This is a genomic window from Deltaproteobacteria bacterium (genome assembly GCA_020848745.1).
Lineage (GTDB): Bacteria > Desulfobacterota > Binatia > UTPRO1 > UTPRO1 > UTPRO1.
Genome location: JADLHM010000014.1, coordinates 1 through 17,675 on the forward strand (window position 1 = coordinate 1; position 17,675 = coordinate 17,675).

A 17,675-nucleotide genomic window follows, 5' to 3' on the forward strand; every position below is an offset into this window, starting at 1 on the left:
CGCCTCGTCGATCGCTGGATCGACCTCGCCACCGAACGCTCCGACCTCCAACTCGCGCAACGCACCGAAGCAGCGAAGCCGATCAAGCGCCGCTGATCACACCCGAGAACCCGGCACTCTCCAGTTAGATTAGCAGGTTGCTGAAAAAGGGCGATCTGCTTCGGGCATGCGGGGCTTCCCAGACGAGCGCGCGACGTCATAAGGTCGCTCCCGATGAACGGCGCCCGCCGCATCCTCATCATCGGCAGCGGCTTCGGCGGCCTCGGCCTCGCCATCCGCTTGAAGCGCGCCGGGATCGACACCTTCACGATCCTCGAGAAGGACGCGACCCTCGGCGGCACCTGGCGCGACAACACCTACCCCGGCGCCGCCTGCGACGTGCCCTCCATGCTGTACTCGTTCTCCTTCGAGCCGAAGACGGACTGGAGCCGGAAGTGGTCGCCCCAGGCCGAGATCCACGCCTACATGGAAGAATGCGCCCGTACGAACGACATCTTGCCGCACATCCGCTTCGGCGTGGAGGTGGCGGGGGCGCGCTTCGACGAGACCCGCGGCACGTGGACCGTCCGGACGCCGGCGGGCGAGGAGCTCGTGGCGGACGTGCTGGTGAGCAGCGTCGGCCAGCTGCACAGGCCGCAGATCCCGAAGATCGCCGGCATCGACGCGTTCCGGGGTCCGTCGTTCCACTCGGCGCGCTGGCGCCACGACGTCGATCTCGCCGGCAAGCGCGTCGGCGTGATCGGCAACGCCGCGAGCGCGATCCAGTTCATCCCCGAGATCGCGAAGGCCGCCGGCCGGCTCACGATCTTCCAGCGCAGCGCCAATTGGATGATCGCGCGCGGCGATCGCCCCTTCCGCCCGTGGGAGCACTGGGTGCTGGAGCACGTGCCGGGCGCGCTCCGGGCGTATCGCGCGTTCCTCTGGGGCTTCGCCGAGCTCCTGCTCTACCCGGTCATGCGCCGGCAGCCGATGCTGGCGCGCGTCTACACCAAGTGGGCGCTCGACAACCTGAACGACCACGTCGTCGACCCGGAGCTGCGCGCGCGCCTCACCCCCGACTATCCGATCGGCGGCAAGCGCATCCTGATCCACGACGACTTCTTCCCCGCGCTCAACCGGCCGAACGTGGACCTCGTGACGACGCCGATCGCGCGCGTCGCCGAGAACGGGGTCGTCACGGCCGACGGCGCCGCGTATCCGTGCGACGTGCTGATCTTCGCGACCGGCTTCCGTACCAGCCCCTTCCTCGCGCCGATGACCCTCGAGGGCGTCGGCGGACGGAGCCTCGAGGCCGACTGGGCGCACGGCGCGCGGGCCTACTTCGGCCTCACGATGACCGGCTACCCGAACCTCTTCATGCTGTACGGTCCGAACACCAACCTCGGGCACAACTCGATCGTCTTCATGCTGGAGTGCCAGATCGCCTACGTCCTGGACGCGATCCGCTGGCTGATCGAGGACGACCTCGCGTACGTCGACCTGAAGCCCGAGGTAATGGAGGCGTTCAACGAACGGCTGCAGCGCGACCTCGCCGGCACGTCGTGGGCGGCCGCGCCGGAGAGCTGGTACAAGGACGCCGGCCGCATCACCAGCAACTGGCCGTACTCCACCTTCGAATACTGGCGGCGGACGCGGGCGCTGGTGCACGCCGACTACCGGGCGGAGCCGCGGCGCTCGGCGTCGAGCGGCGACGACGCGCGCGGCGGGATCACGAGCGGCGCCGCGACCCGCAGCGCCGCGGCCTGAGCTCGTCTCACCACACGCCCGGCACGAGCCGCGCGCGCACGCGCGCGGCGTACGCGTCGTAGCCCGCGAGCGCGCCGCGCAGGAAGCGCTCCTCGATCCCGATCCGCAGCACGAGAAGCCCGATCGGGACCAGCGCCACGAGCGCCCCGGCCGTCGATCCGAGCCAGAGCGGCATGCCGGCGAGGAGGAGCGCCGCGCCGGCGTACATCGGATGGCGGACAACGGCGTACGGCCCGCGCTCGACGACGTACTGGCCGCGCTCGGCCTGCGACCGCACGACCGGGATGGCGAACGCGTTCGCGCGCATCGCCGCCACGATGATCCCCCATCCCGCGAGCACGAGGCCGAGCCCGAGCACCTCGACCGCCGCCCCCGGCGGCGGCAGCAGGCGGAGCGCGAACACGTCCCACGGAACGAAGCGGACCGTGCCGAAGAAGGCGGCGACGAAGAGCAGCACGACCACCCGGTCGGCGTGCGGCTGGCCGCGCTGGACGGGCGGCCGAAGGCGCTCGGCGAGGAGCGCCGGGTCCGCGCGCGCCAGCACCATCATGCTCGCGATCGCCGCCGCGAGCGACACGCCGACGAGCGTCCACGCCGCGCGCCAGGCGAGGACGCCCGGCGGGCGGAACAGCAGGAGGGCGAGCAGCGCCGGCTGCAGCAGGGCTCCGAGCGCCGCTCGGAGCCCCGGAAGCGACTTCGCGCGCGTCATCGTTCGCGAAGTACACGGTCGGCGCGCCGCGCCGCAACGCGGGCGCGCCGCGCCGGGCGTCTCCCTTCGTCGCCTTCGACTCCCGGAGCGGCCCGGCTCGTGACCCGTGAAGCCCGCCTCGCGGCGGCGAACGACATCATGTAGATACGGGCCATGGCCAACCCCATCGCGATGCGATCGAGCAACCCCGCCCTCACCGACGAGACCTTCCGCGGCACCCGCGCCGGCTTCGGCGCGGACGCCATGACCATCCAGGGCACCGTCAACAAGACCGGCTTCGCGCTCGTCATCCTGATGGTCACCGCGTCCTACACCTGGAACCTCGGCGTCGCCGACCCGCGCGTCCCGGCGTTCACGATGGTCGGGATCCTCGGCGGCCTCGTGCTCGCCATGGTGACGATCTTCAAGAAGGAGTGGGCGGGCACGACGACGCCCATGTACGCGGCGCTCGAGGGCCTCGCGCTCGGCGGCATCTCGGCCACCTTCGAGGCGCGCTTCCCCGGCCTCGTGAGCCAGGCGGTGTTCCTCACCTTCGGGACGCTCGGCGCGCTGCTGCTCGCCTACCGCTCCGGGCTCATCCGGGCGACCGAGAACTTCAAGCTCGGCGTCTTCGCGGCGACCGGCGGCATCGCGATCGTCTACCTCGTCAACTTCGTGATGGGCTTCTTCGGCTCCGGCATCCCGATGATCCACTCGAGCGGCACGGTCGGCATCGTGTTCAGCGTGGTGGTGGTGGGCGTCGCGGCGTTGAACCTGGTGCTCGACTTCGACTTCATCGAGCACGGCGCAGAGAGCGGCGCGCCGAAGTACATGGAGTGGTACGGGGCGTTCGGCCTCCTCGTCACGCTCGTCTGGCTCTACCTCGAGATCCTGCGCTTGCTCGCGAAGCTGCAAGAGCGGCGCTGACCCCCGTCGCCCGCGATCGTCGCACGGCACGCGTCCGCGTCGCGGCGGCGCCGCCACGCACCGTCATCGCGGTTGCGTTCCTCGCCGCGCGTTGTATTGCTGCCGCTCCGACTGGAGAGGTGGCATGGCCGTGGACCCCCTGCTTTCCCCCTGGCTGATCCTGATCCCGAGCGTCGCTCTCGGAGCGTTCCTGGGCATCGTGTTCGAGCGCACCCGCGGCACCGCCGCGAAGCGCGCCGCCAAGTTCGAGGCCGATCTGGTGGAGGCGCGCTCCGCGCTCATGCGCTACCGCGATCAGACCAAGCACCACTTCGGGAAGAGCGCGGAGCTGCTCGGCAAGATGGCGACCGACTACCGCGAGTTCCTCGACCACTTCGTCACGGGCGCCGAGGAGCTCTGCGGCCCGAACATGAAGGAGATCGACGCGAGCGGCCTCGACCAGCGGCTGCTCGGAACGAGCGCGCCCGCGCCTGCCGCCGTCGCGCCCGGCACCGCGGCGCCGGGTGCTCCCCTCACGAGCGGCGCGACCGTCCCGATCAAGACCGTGACCCCGGCGCCGATCAAGCCCGCGACCGCCGCGCCGATCGCGACGGCTCCCGCGGGGATCGGCACGCTCGCGACGGACCCGCTCGCGGAAGACGCCGGCAGGTAGCGAGTGTTCGGCCCGTCTTGCCGGGCCGCGCCGCGACCCCGGTGAACTGGTCGAGCGCGGCGGTCAGGTCAGCGGGGAGGCCATGACCTCCCCGCCGCGTTTGGGAGGGCCGGCTCTGCGGGGGGTTCCGCCCCCGTCCTGACCGTCCGATCACCGCGAAACCACCTCCGGAGAGCCAGAAAACTCCGGAAAGCCAGAAAATCGTGCGCTGACGGCAAAACTTCCGGCAGCTACCATTGAGGCCGCTTTGCCAAGGGTGTTAGGAACCGTCGGTTCCGCCTGCACCGAAACGACGCACCAAATCCCCCAGGAGACGGATCGAATGGCCGAGAAGTCGGTGAGCCCCGCTGGAGAAGCGTTCCCCCTCCCTACTCGCGAAGAGTACGCCGCCGAGATGAAGCGGCTCGAAGGTCTGGCCAAGGCCGCCCGCGCCGAAGGCAAGGAGGTCGTCGTGGTCATGGGCGTCGGGTTCGTCGGCGCCGTGATGGCCGCGATCGTCGCCGACACCGTCGACAGGAAGACCAAGAAGCCGAGCAAGTTCGTGATCGGATGCCAGCGTCCGAGCCCCCGGAGCTACTGGAAGATCCCGCTGCTGAACCGCGGCGAGTCGCCCGTGAAGGCCGAAGATCCCGAGGTCGATCCGATGATCCGCCGCTGCGTCCTCGAGAAGCGGACGCTGACCGCGACCTTCAACTCCGACTGCCTCGCGCTCGCCGACTGCGTCGTCGTCGACGTGCAGTGCGACTACTCGAAGCACGACCTCGGCCAGATGCGCACCGGCGAGGTCGAGATGGCGGCGCTCGAGGCCACCATCAAGACGATCGGCGAAAAGATCCAGCCGAATTGCCTCACGCTCATCGAAACGACCGTCGCCCCGGGGACGACCGAGTTCGTCGCCATGCCCATCCTCCTGAAGGCGTTCGCGGCGCGCGGCATCGACAGCGAGCCGCTCCTCTCGCATTCCTACGAGCGCGTCATGCCCGGCCGCGAGTACGTCGCGAGCATCCGCGACTTCTGGCGTGTCTGCAGCGGCGTCGGCCCCGAAGCGCGCGAGCGCGTCGTGAAGTTCCTGAACGAGGTGCTGAACACGGAGAAGTTCCCGCTCACCGTCATGGACCGCCCGATCGAGTCGGAGACGGCGAAGATCGTCGAGAACTCCTACCGCGCCACCATCCTCGCCTTCCTGAACGAGTGGAGCCTCTTCTCGGAGCGCAACGGCGTCGATCTGGTGAAGGTCATCAAGGCCATCAAGATGCGGCCGACCCACAACAACATGATCTTCCCGGGCCCCGGCATCGGCGGATACTGTCTGCCGAAGGACGGCGGCCTCGGCTACTGGGCCTACAAGCACATCCTCGGCTTCGACGACGGCGACCAGGTGTTCAAGCTGAGCACGACGGCGATCGACATCAACGACACGCGCGGCCTGCACGTCGCGACCCTGACGCGCGATGCCCTCCGCAACATGGGCCGCTACATCGCCGGGGCCGAGGTGGCGCTGCTCGGCGCGAGCTACCGCCAGGACGTCGGCGACACGCGCTACTCGGGCTCCGAGGTCGTGGTGCGGCGGCTGACGGAAATGGGCGCGGACGTGCGCGTCCACGACCCGTACGTCGAGCACTGGTGGGAGTTCGAGGCGCAGGACGACTACCCCGCGCCCGGCCACTCGCTCGCCCGCTTCTTCCGCAATCAGGACCACCTGAAGGATCTCCGCATCCAGCCCGATCTCTCCGCCACCCTGAAGGGCGTGGAGGCGGTCGTGCTCGCCGTCCCGCACGAGCCGTACCTGAAGCTCGAGCCCGAGGATCTCGTGAAGATGACGGGCGGCCCGGTCGCGGTCGTCGACTGCTTCGGGATCCTCGACGACGCGAAGATCCGGCGGTTCTTCGAGCTCGGGTGCGAGGTGAAGGGGCTCGGTCGCGGGCACATCCAGCGCATCAAGGCGGAGGTGCGCGAGTCGGCGTAGCGGCGCATCGCGATCGCGACCGGCGTCTCGAGGGAGAAGGTCCGGGCGCCGATCACGCGCGACTCACGTGGCGCGTCGGTGAGATCCGGCGCCACGATGAAGTCGATCTCACCGGCCGCGCAGGCGAGCTTCACGAAGCTCGATCCCTCGACGTAGTCCGACGCGATCGCCGCCGCGCGATCGTTCAGACGGGGAGAGAGATGCGGCAGCAGCTGCGGGTCCTTCAGGAAGACATCGATGTCCCGGCTCGTGCGATGCGCGTAGTGCAACATGAGCACGGTGCCGCCGCCGAGCGCCCAGTCGGGCACTCGCAAGTCGTCGAGCAGGCGCGCCGCCTGCTCAAGCAGCGTCAGCCAACTCGGCGAGCCAGCCGTCGATTCCGTCATGATCTCGTTCGTCGGGAGCGAAGCAATCGCGGTAGGTCGCCAGAGTCCGAAAGGCGGTCAGCTCGTGCGCCAGCATGAAACGCAGCATCGCCTCGCGCGACACATCCTCGAAGAACGTGCGGACGTGAGACATCCACCGCTCCGCGCGCGGGTCGCCGCGCAGGCACGCGGCGAGCGTCTCCGAGTCGATCGCCCGTCGCCAGGACGCATTCACGGTGCCGAGCACGAGGGCGTCGACGTTTGCCATGCTTTCCACTGTACGGGAACCTCCCCGTGCGCTCAATTGCCGGCTCCCTGACCGATCCAACGGAATTGCCGTGCCGCGCCACCAACGGGACGGCGCTGGCGCCGGCGGCACCGCTCGCATACAGCCCCGCAGCATGGCCACGCGGGTGATCATCTGCGGCGCAGGCATCGGCGGGCTCACCGCCGGCATCGCGCTCCGTCAGCGGGGCTTCGGCGTCCGCATTCTCGAGCGGGTGGCGAGGATCGAGCCCGTCGGCGCGGGCATCACGGTGCAGGTGAACGCGATGCGCGTGATGCGGCGGCTCGGGTTGGCCGACGCGATCGCCGCGGCGGGAGCCCTCGTCACGCGGGGCGCCATCCGCGGCATCGACGGGAGGGTGATCCGTTCGATGGACCAGGGGGATCTGGCAGCGCGCTACGGGGCGCCGTTCGTGGCGATCCATCGCGCACGACTCCACGAGGTCCTGCTGAAGGCGTTCGACGGCGAGGTCGTGACGGGGGCGGCGGTCGCGGGCGTCGTCGCCGCCGACGACGGCGCGGTCGTGAAGCTCGTCGGGAACGCGACTCACGATGCGGCGATCCTCGTCGGCGCCGACGGCCTGCGGTCGACCGTGCGAGAGGCGCTCTTCGGGGCGGAGGCGCTTCGCGCCGCCGCGCAGGTGAGCTGGCGCTGCGTCTGTCCGGGCGCGGCGGCAGGCGGCGATCCCGGCGGCGAGACGTGGGGACCGGGCGCGCGCTTCGGCTTCGTGCCGATCGGCGACGGCGAGGTCTACTGGTACGCGGCCATGGACAAGATACGGGCGCCGTCCGAGCGCGTCGAGCAGCACGCCGCGCTCGCGGGCATCTATCGGGACTGGCACGCGCCGATCCCGGAGCTGCTGCGCGCGACGCATCCCGCGCAGGTGATCCGCACCGAGCTCTTCGACCGTCCCCCGACGCGCACCTGGGGCCGCGGCGCCGTGACGCTCCTCGGCGACGCCGCGCACCCGATGACGCCGAACCTCGGACAGGGCGGCTGCCAGGCCATCGAGGATGCGTGGATCCTCGCCCGCGAGCTCGCGCGCGACCCGTCGCCCGCCGGGCTCCGCCGCTACGAGTCGCTCCGCCAGCCACGCACGCGCCGCTTCGTCGAGGAATCGTGGCGCTTCGGGAAGATGGCGCAATCGTCGAGCCCGCTCGTGACGCGCGTCCGTGACTTCGCGATGCGCCGGCTCCCCGAGCCGCTCATGCGGCGCTCGCTCGCCTGGTCGTTCGACTTCGACCCGGACGCGTGACCCGACGTTCCGGTCAACGCGACGGCGAGGTGTCGTCCGGAAGCGGCGGGCCGAGCCGGTCGATCTCGGCCCAGAGCGCGGCGAGGTCGAGCGTGAGCCCCGGACACGCGGGGACGGCGAGCGTGCCCTCGGCCGCGGCGACCGCGCGGACGTACCGGCCGTCGGCGCCGAGCGCGAGGATCTCGAGCACCCGTCGTTCGGGGTCGACGAGCCAGTACCAGCGGACGCCGAAGGCCCCGTAGTCGCCGACCTTGTCGATGCGATCGCGGCGCGCGTCACGCGCGGTCGGCGACAGCACCTCGACGACGACGTCGGGCGGCGTGCGAACCGCGCCCCGACCCGGCGGCACGGCACCGCCCGGCAAGTACAGGCTGACGTCGGGCTTCCGACCGCACCGCGCGCCGACCACGAGCTTCGCCTCGGAGGCGAACACGAAGCCGCCGCGCGTGCCGAGCCAGGCCCCGAGCGTGCGGACCAGCCAGGACACCGCGATCTCGTGCACCAGGTCCGGCATCTCCTCCTCCACGAGGCAGCCGTCGACCAGCTCGCCGGGCTCGTCCTCGGGAAGAGCGACCCATTCGGCGACGGTCATGCGGCGCGCGTCGTCGGCTGGGTGCTCGTGAGGGTCCTGGGCCATGAGGTCGGACGGTACCATGGAGGCGAGAATGCACACCACGCCGCGATCGCGCGACGCTACGCGTAGCCGTCGCTGGCGGGATCGAAGGTGCCCGGCCCCGTCAGCGCACCGCGAAGGACGACGACGCCGACACGCCGGGCAGCCCCGCGACGACCGGCGCCGCCGCGAGGAGATAGTTCGTCGCCGCCAGCGTCTCGCCGTCACCGAAGCGCGCCAGGAAGCGGCCGCGGCCGGCCGTCATCACCGTCTCGTCGTGCGAGGTCACGAACCCGTCCATCGGGACGGCCGACACGACGACCTGGACGCCGCCGACGGTCGCCGTCCCCCCGGCCCAGAGGCGGCGCTCGCCGGCGCTCGTCGCGGCGCTCATGCGGAGATCGAGCGCGAAATCGAAGAGGACCGCGTCGCCGCGCACGTCGGTGAACGCGAACGCGAGCTGCGGCGGCGGAGCGAGCACGGCGAAGAGCGCCGACGCTCCGTCCGCGCCGACGAGCTTCCCCGACTTCACGAGCCGCCCGTTCACGGCGCGATACGCGCGCGCGAGGACCTTCCCGACGGAAGTCCGGAAACGCTCGGGAACGCCGCCCGGCAGGTTGGCGAACGCGATCGGGAGGGTCGCGAGCGGCGCCCCGTCGATCGCCGCGAGCGCCGCCCGCCCGTCGTCCGCGAAACCGACCGCGGCGTCGAAGAGCGCCTCCTGCGCGCTCGCCTGGAAGGCGGCGAGATCGTCGGCGAGCGCGTCGGCGGCGAGCGTCGAGAGGCCCCGGATCCGGATGCCCCCGTCGAACGCGTCCGCTTTCGCGAACAGCGTCGACCGCGCGCCGTCGAGCGCCACCCGCAAGGCCTCGAGCCGCACCTTCCCCGCGCCCTTCAGCTGCGTGAGCGCTGCCTTCTCGGTGACGGCCGACGCCGCGCCGGGCGCCACCACTAGAGCCAGCACGACGGCCGTCACGAATCGCAGACGCATATCGGCTCTATAGCCTCGAGGAGGCCTCGGAGGACACCCTCGGGGGGGCGTACACGGTCGATGGATCGACGTAGCGCGTTCGTTCAAGCTTCGGGCGGCGAGTGATCGACGGCGTCGATCGTCGTGAGGTCCGGAACCGGCTTCCCCGTCACACGGGCATAGAGAACGTCCGGATCGAGGTCTGGGCCCCTCGGCCAGTTGATCGTTCCGAGATCGACGTTGACTTGCACTTCGGCGAATCGCCGCTCGTCTCTCAGGGGCGCAAAAACGCCGTCGAACGAGACGAGATCGGCCATGTCGATCTCGCCAACGACCCCATCCTCGAAGCGCAGGTACAACCGATACCCCCCAGCGCGCGGACCTCGACGACATCCTTCAACATGCCCTACTCCAGCGGAGGGATGGATCGGAGCGGCGCGTGCCGCCTCGCCAACTCCCAGTCGGCGCGGAGCTCCTCCTGATGCTGTACCGCCCACTCCGTGACGAGCGCGAGCGCCTTCGGCGACAATCGTCCCCGAAGAACCCCGAGCGTCTCGATGGCGACGATTGCCTTCTGATCAGCGTAGCGAACGTGGACCTCATATGGGAGAGTGGCACCGCCGAGCAACCTGGAGCTCCGCCGTCTTCGACGTCAAGAAAGGCGCCGAGGCCTCAGCTCGGCGGCACGTCCCGAGAGCCCGGCCGCGTGAGCCCGAGCTCCTCGAACATCCACGCCGGGCGCGAATCGAACTCGTCGCGCCGCACCTCGGTCAGCACGTCGTCGAGCGCGCACACGCCGGCGCGCACCTTCTCCATCGCGTCCCAGTAGAGCGTCGTCATGTCGCACGTCTCGACCGCCATGCGCTTCAACGCCTCGGCCGTCGCCCCCTTGGTCGCGATCACCTTCCGCATGGCGTCGTCCGGCACGCAGATCTCGTGGGTGCCGATGCGGCCGCGGAAGCCGATGTCGTTGCAGCGCCCACAGCCGCGCCCGCGGTAGAGCGTGAGCGGTGTCCCGGGGTCGACGCCGACCAGCAGCCGCTCCTGCGCGTCCGGCTCATAGGCCTCCCTGCACTCGCGACAGAGCCGGCGCAGCAGGCGCTGGGCGCAGACCAGCACGAGCGACGAGCTCACCATGAACGGCTCGATCCCCATCTCGACGAGCCGCACGATCGTCGACGTGGCGTCGTTGGTGTGGAGCGTCGAGAGCAGCACGTGGCCCGTGAGCGCCGCCTCGACCGCGATCTCCGCGGTCTCGAGGTCGCGAATCTCGCCGACGAGGATCACGTCCGGGTCCTGACGCAGATAGCTCCGCAGCGCGCGTTGGAACGTGAGACCGATCTCGCGGTTCACCTGCATCTGGTTGATGCCCGGGAGGGTGTACTCGATCGGGTCCTCGGCCGTCTGGATGTTGAGGTCGGGACGCTGGATCTCGTTCAACGCCGCGTAGAGCGTCATCGACTTCCCGGAGCCCGTCGGCCCGACGTGCAGGATCATCCCGTACGGCGTCGCGAGCTTCTCGTGGTAGAGCTTCAGGTGCCGGGGCGAGAACCCGAGGTCGGTGAGCGGCAGCACCGCCTTCTTCTTGTCGAGGATGCGCATCACGACCTTCTCGCCGTGGTGCATGGGCGCGGTCGCGACGCGGAGGTCGACGTCGAGCCCCTTCGACGAGAACTTCTTGAAGGCGATACGGCCGTCCTGCGGCAGGCGGCGCTCGACGATGTCGAGCTGCGCCATGATCTTGATGCGCGAGACGAGCGGATGAATGAGGCGCGCCTGCGGGAAGCGGTTCACGACCCGCATGTTGCCGTCGACGCGGTAGCGAACGACGACCTCGCTCTCGCGGGGCTCGACGTGGATGTCCGAGGCGCCCATCGCGTGGGCGTTCTCGATGAGCTGGTTCACGAGCCGGATGACCGGACCCGATCTCTCGTCGGCGGCGGCCGCGACGGCGACCTCCACCGGAGCCGGCATCGCGATGGCGCCGTTGTCGGCCTCCATGACCGCGGCGGCGCCGGGCGTCGCCTGCCCGGCGGCGGCGCCGTCGAAGACCGCCGCGATGTTCGCCGGCTCGGTGACGCCGATCTCGAGCTTGCCGCCCGCCCCGCCGACCCGGCGCAGGATCTGCTGCAGCTCCCAGTTGAGCGGGTCGCTCAGCACGAAGGAGCGGCTGCCTGCCGCGTCACGCATGGCGGCGACGTGGTTCGCCTTGCAAAACGGCACCGGCAGGACCCCGAGCGCGATCGCGTCCGCCTGCAGCCGGCCGCGATACGGCAGCTCGAGGAACGCGGCGAGCTCCTCGGCGATCTTCGCGGGCGTGGCGCCGAGCTCCTCGGCGACGCCGTAGAGCTCGAGCGGCGCCAGCTGGGTCAGGCGCTGCGCTTGGGCGGGCGCGAGGCCGAGTGCGTCGGCGAGGTGCTGCTTGAAGCGCGTGACGTTCGACGACGCGCCGGTCTTGGGTGTGGCCTTCTGGCGCTCGAGATCGCGGAACCAGGCGTTGGTCTTGACGTGCGCGGCGACCTTCTCGAGGAGGTCGTCGTCGGCGACCGGCTTCGTCAGGCACTCGACGGCGCCGAGCGCGACCGCCCGCGTCGTGTCGATCGGCGCATCGGAGGCGCCGAGCAGCACGACCGGCAGATACGAGAGCTCCTTGCTTTCCTGGAGCTTTGCGCAGACGGCGTAGCCGTCGAGGTCCGCCATCCCGACGTCGAGCAGGAGCAGGTCGGGGCGAACGGTCGAGATCACGCGCAGCGCGCGCTCGCCGCTCTCGGCGACCATGACGTCGTACCCGGCGTCGCCGAGGAGCGCCTCGAGGGACTGCAATACCTCGAGGTCGTCGTCGACGCAGAGCACGAGCGCCGGAAGGCTGTTGGCCGCCGGCACCTGCCGCGGGATGCTCATCGTCGCCTCAGTCGAAGAGGTGGCGCTCGCTCTCGAAGAGCACGCGCACGCGTTCGGCCGCGGCTTCCAGCTCCGCGTCGAGCGCTTCTCTGCCGTCGGCGCCGTCCGACTCCGGGTGCGCCAGCGACCCGTAGCCGATCTCCATGGCGATGCGGTCGGCGCGCGCGACGCACACCGCGAGCGGGGACGGGTTCGCCTCGTGATGCGCCCGGATGCCTTCGGCGATGGCGACTTCGAGGCCCCACTTCTCGGCGAGGCGACCGCCGACCTCGGCGTGCGTGGTGCCGAACAGGCTGCGCTCGGTCGTCTCGTCGAACACGCCGAGCGTGGCGAACGCCTTCGGGTTCGACAGGTGCATGACGAGCTTCCCGATGTCGTGCAGGAGGCCCGCGATGAACGCGTCGCCGGCCGCCACGCCGCCGATCGTCTTGCCGATCTCGTCCGCCGCGAGCGCCGTCGCGAGCGAGTGCGCCCAGAGCGACTGCGCGACCCGATCGTCGGCGCGATACGCCGCACGCGCCGACGCCGCGATCAAGATGCGGCGGAGCGCACGGAGCCCGACCGTGGCGATCGCCTCCTGGAGCGTCCGCGGCGGCTGCCGGCGGAGGTAGGTCACCGAGCGCGACATGGCGAGCACCCGCGCGGCGAGCGCGGGATCGGTCGCGACCACGCGGGCCAGGTCCTCGGAGCTGCTGTCGGGATCACGAGCGAGCGCGAGCGCACGGGCCGCGGCGGCGGGAAGCGGGGGAAGGTCGCAGGTCGCCGCGAGGTCGTCGACGAGCCCGCTCAGATTGGAGTCCATGGCAGAGTCGATCATCGGGGTAACGCACCGCAACCGACGTGCCGGGCTCCGCGGCGACTGAGCTTCCTACGCAACTTCCCGGTATTTCTCGAATACCGCGAGCGCACACGGGGAATCGGCAGCGTCACGGATCGGATGGCGCCGCACAGATTCGAACGCGGCACGGCCGGATAAGGGTCAGCCATTGTTGCCCTTGCCGCCCTTGCCATTGCCCCCGCCGCCGTGGTCATGGCCGCCGCCGCCCTTGTGGCCGCCGCCGCCTTTGTCACCGCGGCCGCCCTTGTGGCCGCCCCCACCCTTGTCGCCGCCGCCACCCTTGTCGCCCCCACCGCCTTTGTCACCGCGGCCGCCTTTGTCGCCGCCGCCGCCCTTGTCGCCGCCGCCGCCTTTGTCGCCCCCGCCACTACCCTTGTCGCCGCCGCCATCTCCGTCGTGCGTGTCGTCCTTGGCATGCTGCTCTTCCCCGGAGTCCCAGTAGTGCTTCGAGCAGCCCATCATCGGTGCGCGCAGATCCCTCGGATCGTCCTTCAGCCAGACGTAGGAGCCGCCCGACGGACACGTCGGCATGCCGCTCATGTAGCCGCTCTCTACGAGCTCCTGGACCGTGAGGCACGCCTTCCCCGTCTCGGCGATGCAAGCGCGCGCCGCTTCCTCGACGTTGTGGCGGTTCGCGATGCACTGCGCTTCACGACCGCGTTCCGTGTACGACGCGTACTGCGGGATGCCGATCGCAGCCAGCACGCCGACCAACGACACCGCGACCAACACCTCGACGAGCGTCGTGCCCCGCTGCCCCCGGACCGCGACGCTCATTGCCGCGCCTCGGGAGCGCGTTGCGTTGCGCTCACACGCAACGAGCGCAGGCTGTGCGCCGCCGGATTCGGACATTCGACGATCGTGTCGTCGTCGGTATGGCTCACCAAGTACGGGCGCTGCGTCAACGGTTCGACCATCTCCCCTCCGCGGTAAGTGCCGTACTGGAGCAGGCTCGAGATCTTCCAGAGTGTGTCGATGCACGCGTCGGTGTCCTCGTCGGTCTCCGTCGCGCCGATCCGAATCGACGGCGGTTCCTTGAAGGCACTCCGCAGCGCCGGCAGCTGGGTGACGAAGACGACGAGACACACGACCGCCACGATCGTCCCGGTATGTCGACGCGTCGGCGGGGTGAGGGCAGCGTTCGGAGGCGGAGCTTCGACGTTGTCGCGGATGGCCGCCGCCGCCAGATCATCGGCGGCTCTCAGGTCCTCCTGAACGGAATCGCCATGCCCATCGTGGTCCGTCATGCGCACCTCCCCCGGACCGTGTTATCGGCAGGGGTGCGCCGATCCTTGACGGCGTGTCGCGAAGACCGGCGGCCCGCATGCGACCTCGCGTGCGGCGTGCGTCGTGCGGCGCGTGCGATCGCTCCCGAAAAGGCACGCCGCCGGCCTGTTCAAGTGCCGATCCGCACCCGCCGATACTCCCTGCCGAGAGCTCCAGATCGGCCGTGGCCATGACCGAATCTCTATCACCGGCACGCGAGCCGTCCGCGACGGAGCAAGCCGCATGGCGCACGGCGTACTGGGCCGAGCAGGCCCGCGTCGTCGAGCAGCGGCTGCCGCTCACGACCGCGATCTACCTCGCGATGGTCGGCGGCGCGATCGCCATCGAGACGGCCTTTCCCGAGCGGCGGCTCACCGCGCTCGGCTTCTACGGCATCCACGTCGTCGTGTCGGTGTTCTGGCTCGCCGTCGCGCGGCTGCGCCCCGCGCGCTTGCGCATCGACGTCGCGGCCGTCGCCTTGGCGGTGTCGTGGAGCGCGGTCTTGACCGCCTACACCTCCCTGGTCGTTCCCAATCCCGAGCGACTCGGCAGCGGCCAGATCTGTCTTCTCTACGGCCTCTTCTTCCTCCTCCCCTGGCGCTGGACGCACCAGCTTGCGGTTTCGATCGCCGCCCTCCTCGGGATCGCCGTGACGGCTCTCGTCGCGACCAATCCCGAGCAGCTCGCCTACGGCTTCGTGGTCGTCGTGACGGGCGCCGTGACGTCCGTCGGCGGGGTCGTGTATCTCGACCGCTATCGCTTCGACGAATTCGTTCGCACCGCGCAGCTGACGCGCGCCTCGCGCGAGAAGGAGGAGGAGGCCGAGATCGCCGCCACCCTGCTGCGCGTGTCGGAGACGCTGAGCGAGCGGGCGAACCAGCCGGACCTGCTGGCGCACCTGACGCGCATCGCCGTCGAGACGGTCGGCTGCGACTGGGGCACGACCTTCGCCCTCGACGAGCGCGACGCGGTGTACCGCCTTGCCGGCATCTTCGGCGAGGACCCAGGCGTACGCGAGGAGATCGAGGTCGCCGAGTTCGACGAGCGCAACCTGCCCCTGGTCCACGTGCTCGCGCCGGGCTCACTGATCGAGCTGCCCGACGCGCGCGAGCAGCGCCTCATACCGCCGGCGCTCCTCACGCGCTGGGGCGTCGCCTCGCAGCTCGTCGCGCCGATCGCGCTCGGCGGCCGCGTGGTCGGGGCGCTCTGCCTCGCGCACGGCAACCGCCGCGGTCCGTTCTCGGCGCGCGAGCGCCGGCTCGCGCAGGGGATCGTGCACGCGACCGCGCTCGCCCTCGCGAGCTCCGCCCTCGTCAACGACCTCCGCGCCGCCAACACCCTGCGCTCGGAGTTCGTGTCGACGATGTCGCACGAGCTGCGCACGCCGCTGAACGTGATCATCGGCTTCGCGGAGATGGCCCGCGACGAGGAGCTGCCGGAGACGGAGCGACGCGGCGTCCTGCAACGCATCGAGGAGGCCGGCCGCGACTTGCTTCGGCTCATCGAGGACACCCTCGCGATGGGGCGCATCGAGTCCGGACGCGACCGCGTCGAGCTCGAGTCGGTCGAGCTCCCGGAGCTCTGGAGCCGCCTGCGGCGCGACTGCGCCGGGCTCCCCCAGAAGGACGCCGTGACCCTCGACTGGCAGCCGCTCGACGCCGCCGCGGCGCTCGTCACCGACGCGCGCAAGCTCACGGTCGTGACCCGCAACCTCGTGCACAACGCGCTCAAGTTCACGCAAGCCGGCTGGGTGCGCGTCCAAGGAGGGATCGCGGACGACGCCTTCGTGCTCGCCGTCAGCGACACCGGCATCGGCATCGAACCGCGCGATCAGTCGACCGTGTTCGAGATGTTCCGCCAGGGCGACGGCTCCGACACGCGTCGCTTCGGCGGCACCGGCCTCGGCCTCCACATCGTCCAGCGCTACGTGGAGCAGCTCGGCGGATCCGTCGAGCTGGCGAGCGCGCCGGGTGTCGGCAGCCGGTTCACCGTCCGCCTCCCGCTCCGTCCCGAGGGCGCCGCGGCCTCCGACGCCGGTTGAGCCGACGGCTGGGGCGGAGACGATCGCGGCCCCCGGAAGAGCCACCCGACGACGACGGCCTCGCCCATGGCCGCCCCTCGTACCCGGGAACGCGGAGGCGAGGCTCTCGCGGAGTCGCCTCGCGTGCCCGCCGCCGGCAAACGAGCAGCCGCCGAGATCTACGGCTACTTCGAGCGCCTCCTCGCCGAGCGCGGCAGCGACGACACCGACGATCTCTTGAGCCTGCTCCTCGCGGCGAAGCGCGGGTGGCGCTCGAGGAGTTGCTGGCGCGGCTTCCCGATCTCGCCGTCGAGCGTGGCGGCCTCGTGCGCGTGCACTCGGGAAACGTGCGGGGATACGCCACCGCGCCGATCGCATTCACGCCGCGCTAGCCCGTAGCCTCGCGCGAGCGCGTGCGAACGGACACGCCGCCCTCGTGCGCCTTTCGAGCGTCGCGATGGCTATTGTCGTGCGGCGCGGATACCGGGTGATCCTCGACGCGGCGACCCGTCGTCAGCGCGGAACCGGGACGCCGAGCCGGCGTGCGATGGCCCGCAGCTGATCGATCTCGCGCGCGAGCGCGTGCTGCAGCGCGTGCTGGTCGGTGCGCACGAGCTCCGCGTCGAGGTGCTCGATGTGGCGGACGAGATGCGTCGCGAGGAGCCGCTGCTCGTCGGCGGAGAGATCGAGGGTCACGGACATCGGGGGAATCTCCTTTCGCGCTTCCGTGATAGCACGCGGCCGCGCGGGAACGGAGCGCCGGGTGCGCCGCGAACCGCACCATCCTCCCGCAGGAGGATCGCAACGCCCCGGCTACCGCTGCTCGAGCGGATTCTCCCAGCGCAGGGCCTTGAACCTGGCAAAGTCGCCATCCGTGCTGCACAGCACCAGGCCGTGACTCACGGCGATGGCGGCGAGATGGGCGTCCGCGACCAGCTTCGACGATCCGGCGGTTCCGGTGAGAAAGGAATCGAGCAGCTCACGGTGCCGGTCGGTCGGCTCCGGTATCCACACGTTCGGCAGATCGAGCCACGTCGTGACTTGTCGCCAGGCGTCCGTCATCGGCAGCGGTCGAGGGAAAATTCTGGGATTCGTACTGATCCGAAGAAACGCGAGCATCGTCGGCCACGGCAGCCCGAAGCGCATTGGGGCGTTCAGCCGTCCATCGAGCCACTCGCGCGC

17 protein-coding genes and 1 pseudogene are annotated in these 17,675 nt (G+C 70.5%); 6 read left to right on the plus strand and 12 right to left on the minus strand.

Going from position 1 to position 17,675, the window contains the following annotated elements:
- The first annotated feature begins 213 nt into the window (after nt 1-213).
- Nucleotides 214-1,746: an NAD(P)/FAD-dependent oxidoreductase gene (locus IT293_02105; GenBank protein ID MCC6763432.1), complete on the plus strand. Its 1,533-nt coding sequence runs from the start codon at nt 214-216 to the stop codon at nt 1,744-1,746.
- 7 nt (nt 1,747-1,753) lie between these two features.
- Here IT293_02105 and IT293_02110 read toward each other — a convergent pair whose 3' ends face one another.
- Entirely contained in the window at nt 1,754-2,455 is a 702-nt protein-coding gene (locus IT293_02110; GenBank protein MCC6763433.1) for an isoprenylcysteine carboxylmethyltransferase family protein, read from the minus strand.
- 171 nt (nt 2,456-2,626) lie between these two features.
- Here IT293_02110 and IT293_02115 point away from each other — a divergent pair, with 171 nt between their 5' ends.
- The 3 genes from IT293_02115 to IT293_02125 all read left to right on the plus strand — a co-directional run bounded on the left by IT293_02115 (nt 2,627) and on the right by IT293_02125 (nt 5,979).
- Nucleotides 2,627-3,361: a Bax inhibitor-1/YccA family protein gene (locus IT293_02115; GenBank protein ID MCC6763434.1), complete on the plus strand. Its 735-nt coding sequence runs from the start codon at nt 2,627-2,629 to the stop codon at nt 3,359-3,361.
- Between the two features lie 124 nt (nt 3,362-3,485).
- Complete coding sequence (locus IT293_02120; protein ID MCC6763435.1) at nt 3,486-4,013, plus strand: DUF1043 family protein; 528 nt, start codon at nt 3,486-3,488, stop codon at nt 4,011-4,013.
- A gap of 322 nt (nt 4,014-4,335) precedes the next feature.
- On the plus strand, nt 4,336-5,979 hold the full coding sequence (locus IT293_02125) for a GDP-mannose dehydrogenase (GenBank protein ID MCC6763436.1): 1,644 nt from the start codon (nt 4,336-4,338) through the stop codon (nt 5,977-5,979).
- Between the two features lie 339 nt (nt 5,980-6,318).
- Here the strand turns inward: IT293_02125 and IT293_02130 are convergent, their stop codons facing one another.
- Nucleotides 6,319-6,753, minus strand: coding sequence for a hypothetical protein (locus IT293_02130; protein ID MCC6763437.1), 435 nt, complete (start codon nt 6,751-6,753; stop codon nt 6,319-6,321).
- Here IT293_02130 and IT293_02135 point away from each other — a divergent pair.
- Nucleotides 6,746-7,885 (plus strand): FAD-dependent monooxygenase, encoded by a 1,140-nt coding sequence (locus IT293_02135; protein MCC6763438.1) that lies wholly within the window; start codon nt 6,746-6,748, stop codon nt 7,883-7,885. The two genes, IT293_02130 and IT293_02135, sit on opposite strands and share 8 nt — an antisense overlap.
- Before the next feature lie 13 nt (nt 7,886-7,898).
- Here IT293_02135 and IT293_02140 read toward each other — a convergent pair whose 3' ends face one another.
- The 8 genes and pseudogenes from IT293_02140 to IT293_02175 all read right to left on the minus strand — a co-directional run bounded on the left by IT293_02140 (nt 7,899) and on the right by IT293_02175 (nt 14,454).
- Nucleotides 7,899-8,477 carry a Uma2 family endonuclease gene (locus tag IT293_02140; GenBank protein MCC6763439.1) on the minus strand — a complete coding sequence of 193 codons (579 nt, stop codon included), beginning with the start codon at nt 8,475-8,477 and terminating at the stop codon, nt 7,899-7,901.
- A gap of 145 nt (nt 8,478-8,622) precedes the next feature.
- The gene (locus IT293_02145; protein ID MCC6763440.1) at nt 8,623-9,489 is read right to left on the minus strand and encodes a hypothetical protein; all 867 of its coding nucleotides are present in this window, start codon (nt 9,487-9,489) and stop codon (nt 8,623-8,625) included.
- An 83-nt stretch (nt 9,490-9,572) separates the two neighbouring features.
- Nucleotides 9,573-9,871 (minus strand): annotated as a pseudogene (locus tag IT293_02150) (DUF2442 domain-containing protein).
- Nucleotides 9,872-9,874: 3 nt separating this feature from the next.
- A complete protein-coding gene (locus IT293_02155) occupies nt 9,875-10,096 on the minus strand; it encodes a DUF4160 domain-containing protein (protein MCC6763441.1) in 222 nt (73 codons plus the stop codon).
- A gap of 44 nt (nt 10,097-10,140) precedes the next feature.
- The gene (gene tadA / locus IT293_02160) at nt 10,141-12,369 is read right to left on the minus strand and encodes a Flp pilus assembly complex ATPase component TadA (GenBank protein MCC6763442.1); all 2,229 of its coding nucleotides are present in this window, start codon (nt 12,367-12,369) and stop codon (nt 10,141-10,143) included.
- Nucleotides 12,370-12,376: 7 nt separating this feature from the next.
- A complete protein-coding gene (locus IT293_02165; protein MCC6763443.1) occupies nt 12,377-13,171 on the minus strand; it encodes an HDOD domain-containing protein in 795 nt (264 codons plus the stop codon).
- A gap of 177 nt (nt 13,172-13,348) precedes the next feature.
- On the minus strand, nt 13,349-13,984 hold the full coding sequence (locus IT293_02170; protein MCC6763444.1) for a prepilin-type N-terminal cleavage/methylation domain-containing protein: 636 nt from the start codon (nt 13,982-13,984) through the stop codon (nt 13,349-13,351).
- A complete protein-coding gene (locus tag IT293_02175; protein ID MCC6763445.1) occupies nt 13,981-14,454 on the minus strand; it encodes a hypothetical protein in 474 nt (157 codons plus the stop codon). The genes IT293_02170 and IT293_02175 overlap by 4 nt, the downstream gene beginning before the upstream one ends.
- Nucleotides 14,455-14,663: 209 nt before the next feature.
- On the opposite strand from IT293_02175, the gene IT293_02180 reads away from it, so the two are divergent.
- Nucleotides 14,664-16,514: a HAMP domain-containing histidine kinase gene (locus IT293_02180; GenBank protein ID MCC6763446.1), complete on the plus strand. Its 1,851-nt coding sequence runs from the start codon at nt 14,664-14,666 to the stop codon at nt 16,512-16,514.
- Between the two features lie 492 nt (nt 16,515-17,006).
- Here IT293_02180 and IT293_02185 read toward each other — a convergent pair whose 3' ends face one another.
- Nucleotides 17,007-17,195: a hypothetical protein gene (locus IT293_02185; protein ID MCC6763447.1), complete on the minus strand. Its 189-nt coding sequence runs from the start codon at nt 17,193-17,195 to the stop codon at nt 17,007-17,009.
- 111 nt (nt 17,196-17,306) lie between these two features.
- Nucleotides 17,307-17,675, minus strand: a 369-nt coding sequence (locus IT293_02190) for a VapC toxin family PIN domain ribonuclease (GenBank protein ID MCC6763448.1), incomplete at its 5' end; no start/stop codon positions are given.

Coding starts and splice junctions, on each gene's coding strand:
- IT293_02175 (MCC6763445.1), bottom strand. CDS start 14,454: ATGACGGACCACGATGGGCATGGCGATTCCGTTCAGGAGGACCTGAGA.
- IT293_02135 (MCC6763438.1), top strand. CDS start 6,746: ATGGCCACGCGGGTGATCATCTGCGGCGCAGGCATCGGCGGGCTCACC.
- IT293_02140 (MCC6763439.1), bottom strand. CDS start 8,477: ATGACCGTCGCCGAATGGGTCGCTCTTCCCGAGGACGAGCCCGGCGAG.
- IT293_02180 (MCC6763446.1), top strand. CDS start 14,664: ATGACCGAATCTCTATCACCGGCACGCGAGCCGTCCGCGACGGAGCAA.
- IT293_02145 (MCC6763440.1), bottom strand. CDS start 9,489: ATGCGTCTGCGATTCGTGACGGCCGTCGTGCTGGCTCTAGTGGTGGCG.
- IT293_02170 (MCC6763444.1), bottom strand. CDS start 13,984: ATGAGCGTCGCGGTCCGGGGGCAGCGGGGCACGACGCTCGTCGAGGTG.
- IT293_02125 (MCC6763436.1), top strand. CDS start 4,336: ATGGCCGAGAAGTCGGTGAGCCCCGCTGGAGAAGCGTTCCCCCTCCCT.
- IT293_02110 (MCC6763433.1), bottom strand. CDS start 2,455: ATGACGCGCGCGAAGTCGCTTCCGGGGCTCCGAGCGGCGCTCGGAGCC.
- IT293_02120 (MCC6763435.1), top strand. CDS start 3,486: ATGGCCGTGGACCCCCTGCTTTCCCCCTGGCTGATCCTGATCCCGAGC.
- IT293_02165 (MCC6763443.1), bottom strand. CDS start 13,171: ATGGACTCCAATCTGAGCGGGCTCGTCGACGACCTCGCGGCGACCTGC.
- IT293_02115 (MCC6763434.1), top strand. CDS start 2,627: ATGCGATCGAGCAACCCCGCCCTCACCGACGAGACCTTCCGCGGCACC.
- IT293_02185 (MCC6763447.1), bottom strand. CDS start 17,195: ATGTCCGTGACCCTCGATCTCTCCGCCGACGAGCAGCGGCTCCTCGCG.
- tadA (MCC6763442.1), bottom strand. CDS start 12,369: ATGAGCATCCCGCGGCAGGTGCCGGCGGCCAACAGCCTTCCGGCGCTC.
- IT293_02105 (MCC6763432.1), top strand. CDS start 214: ATGAACGGCGCCCGCCGCATCCTCATCATCGGCAGCGGCTTCGGCGGC.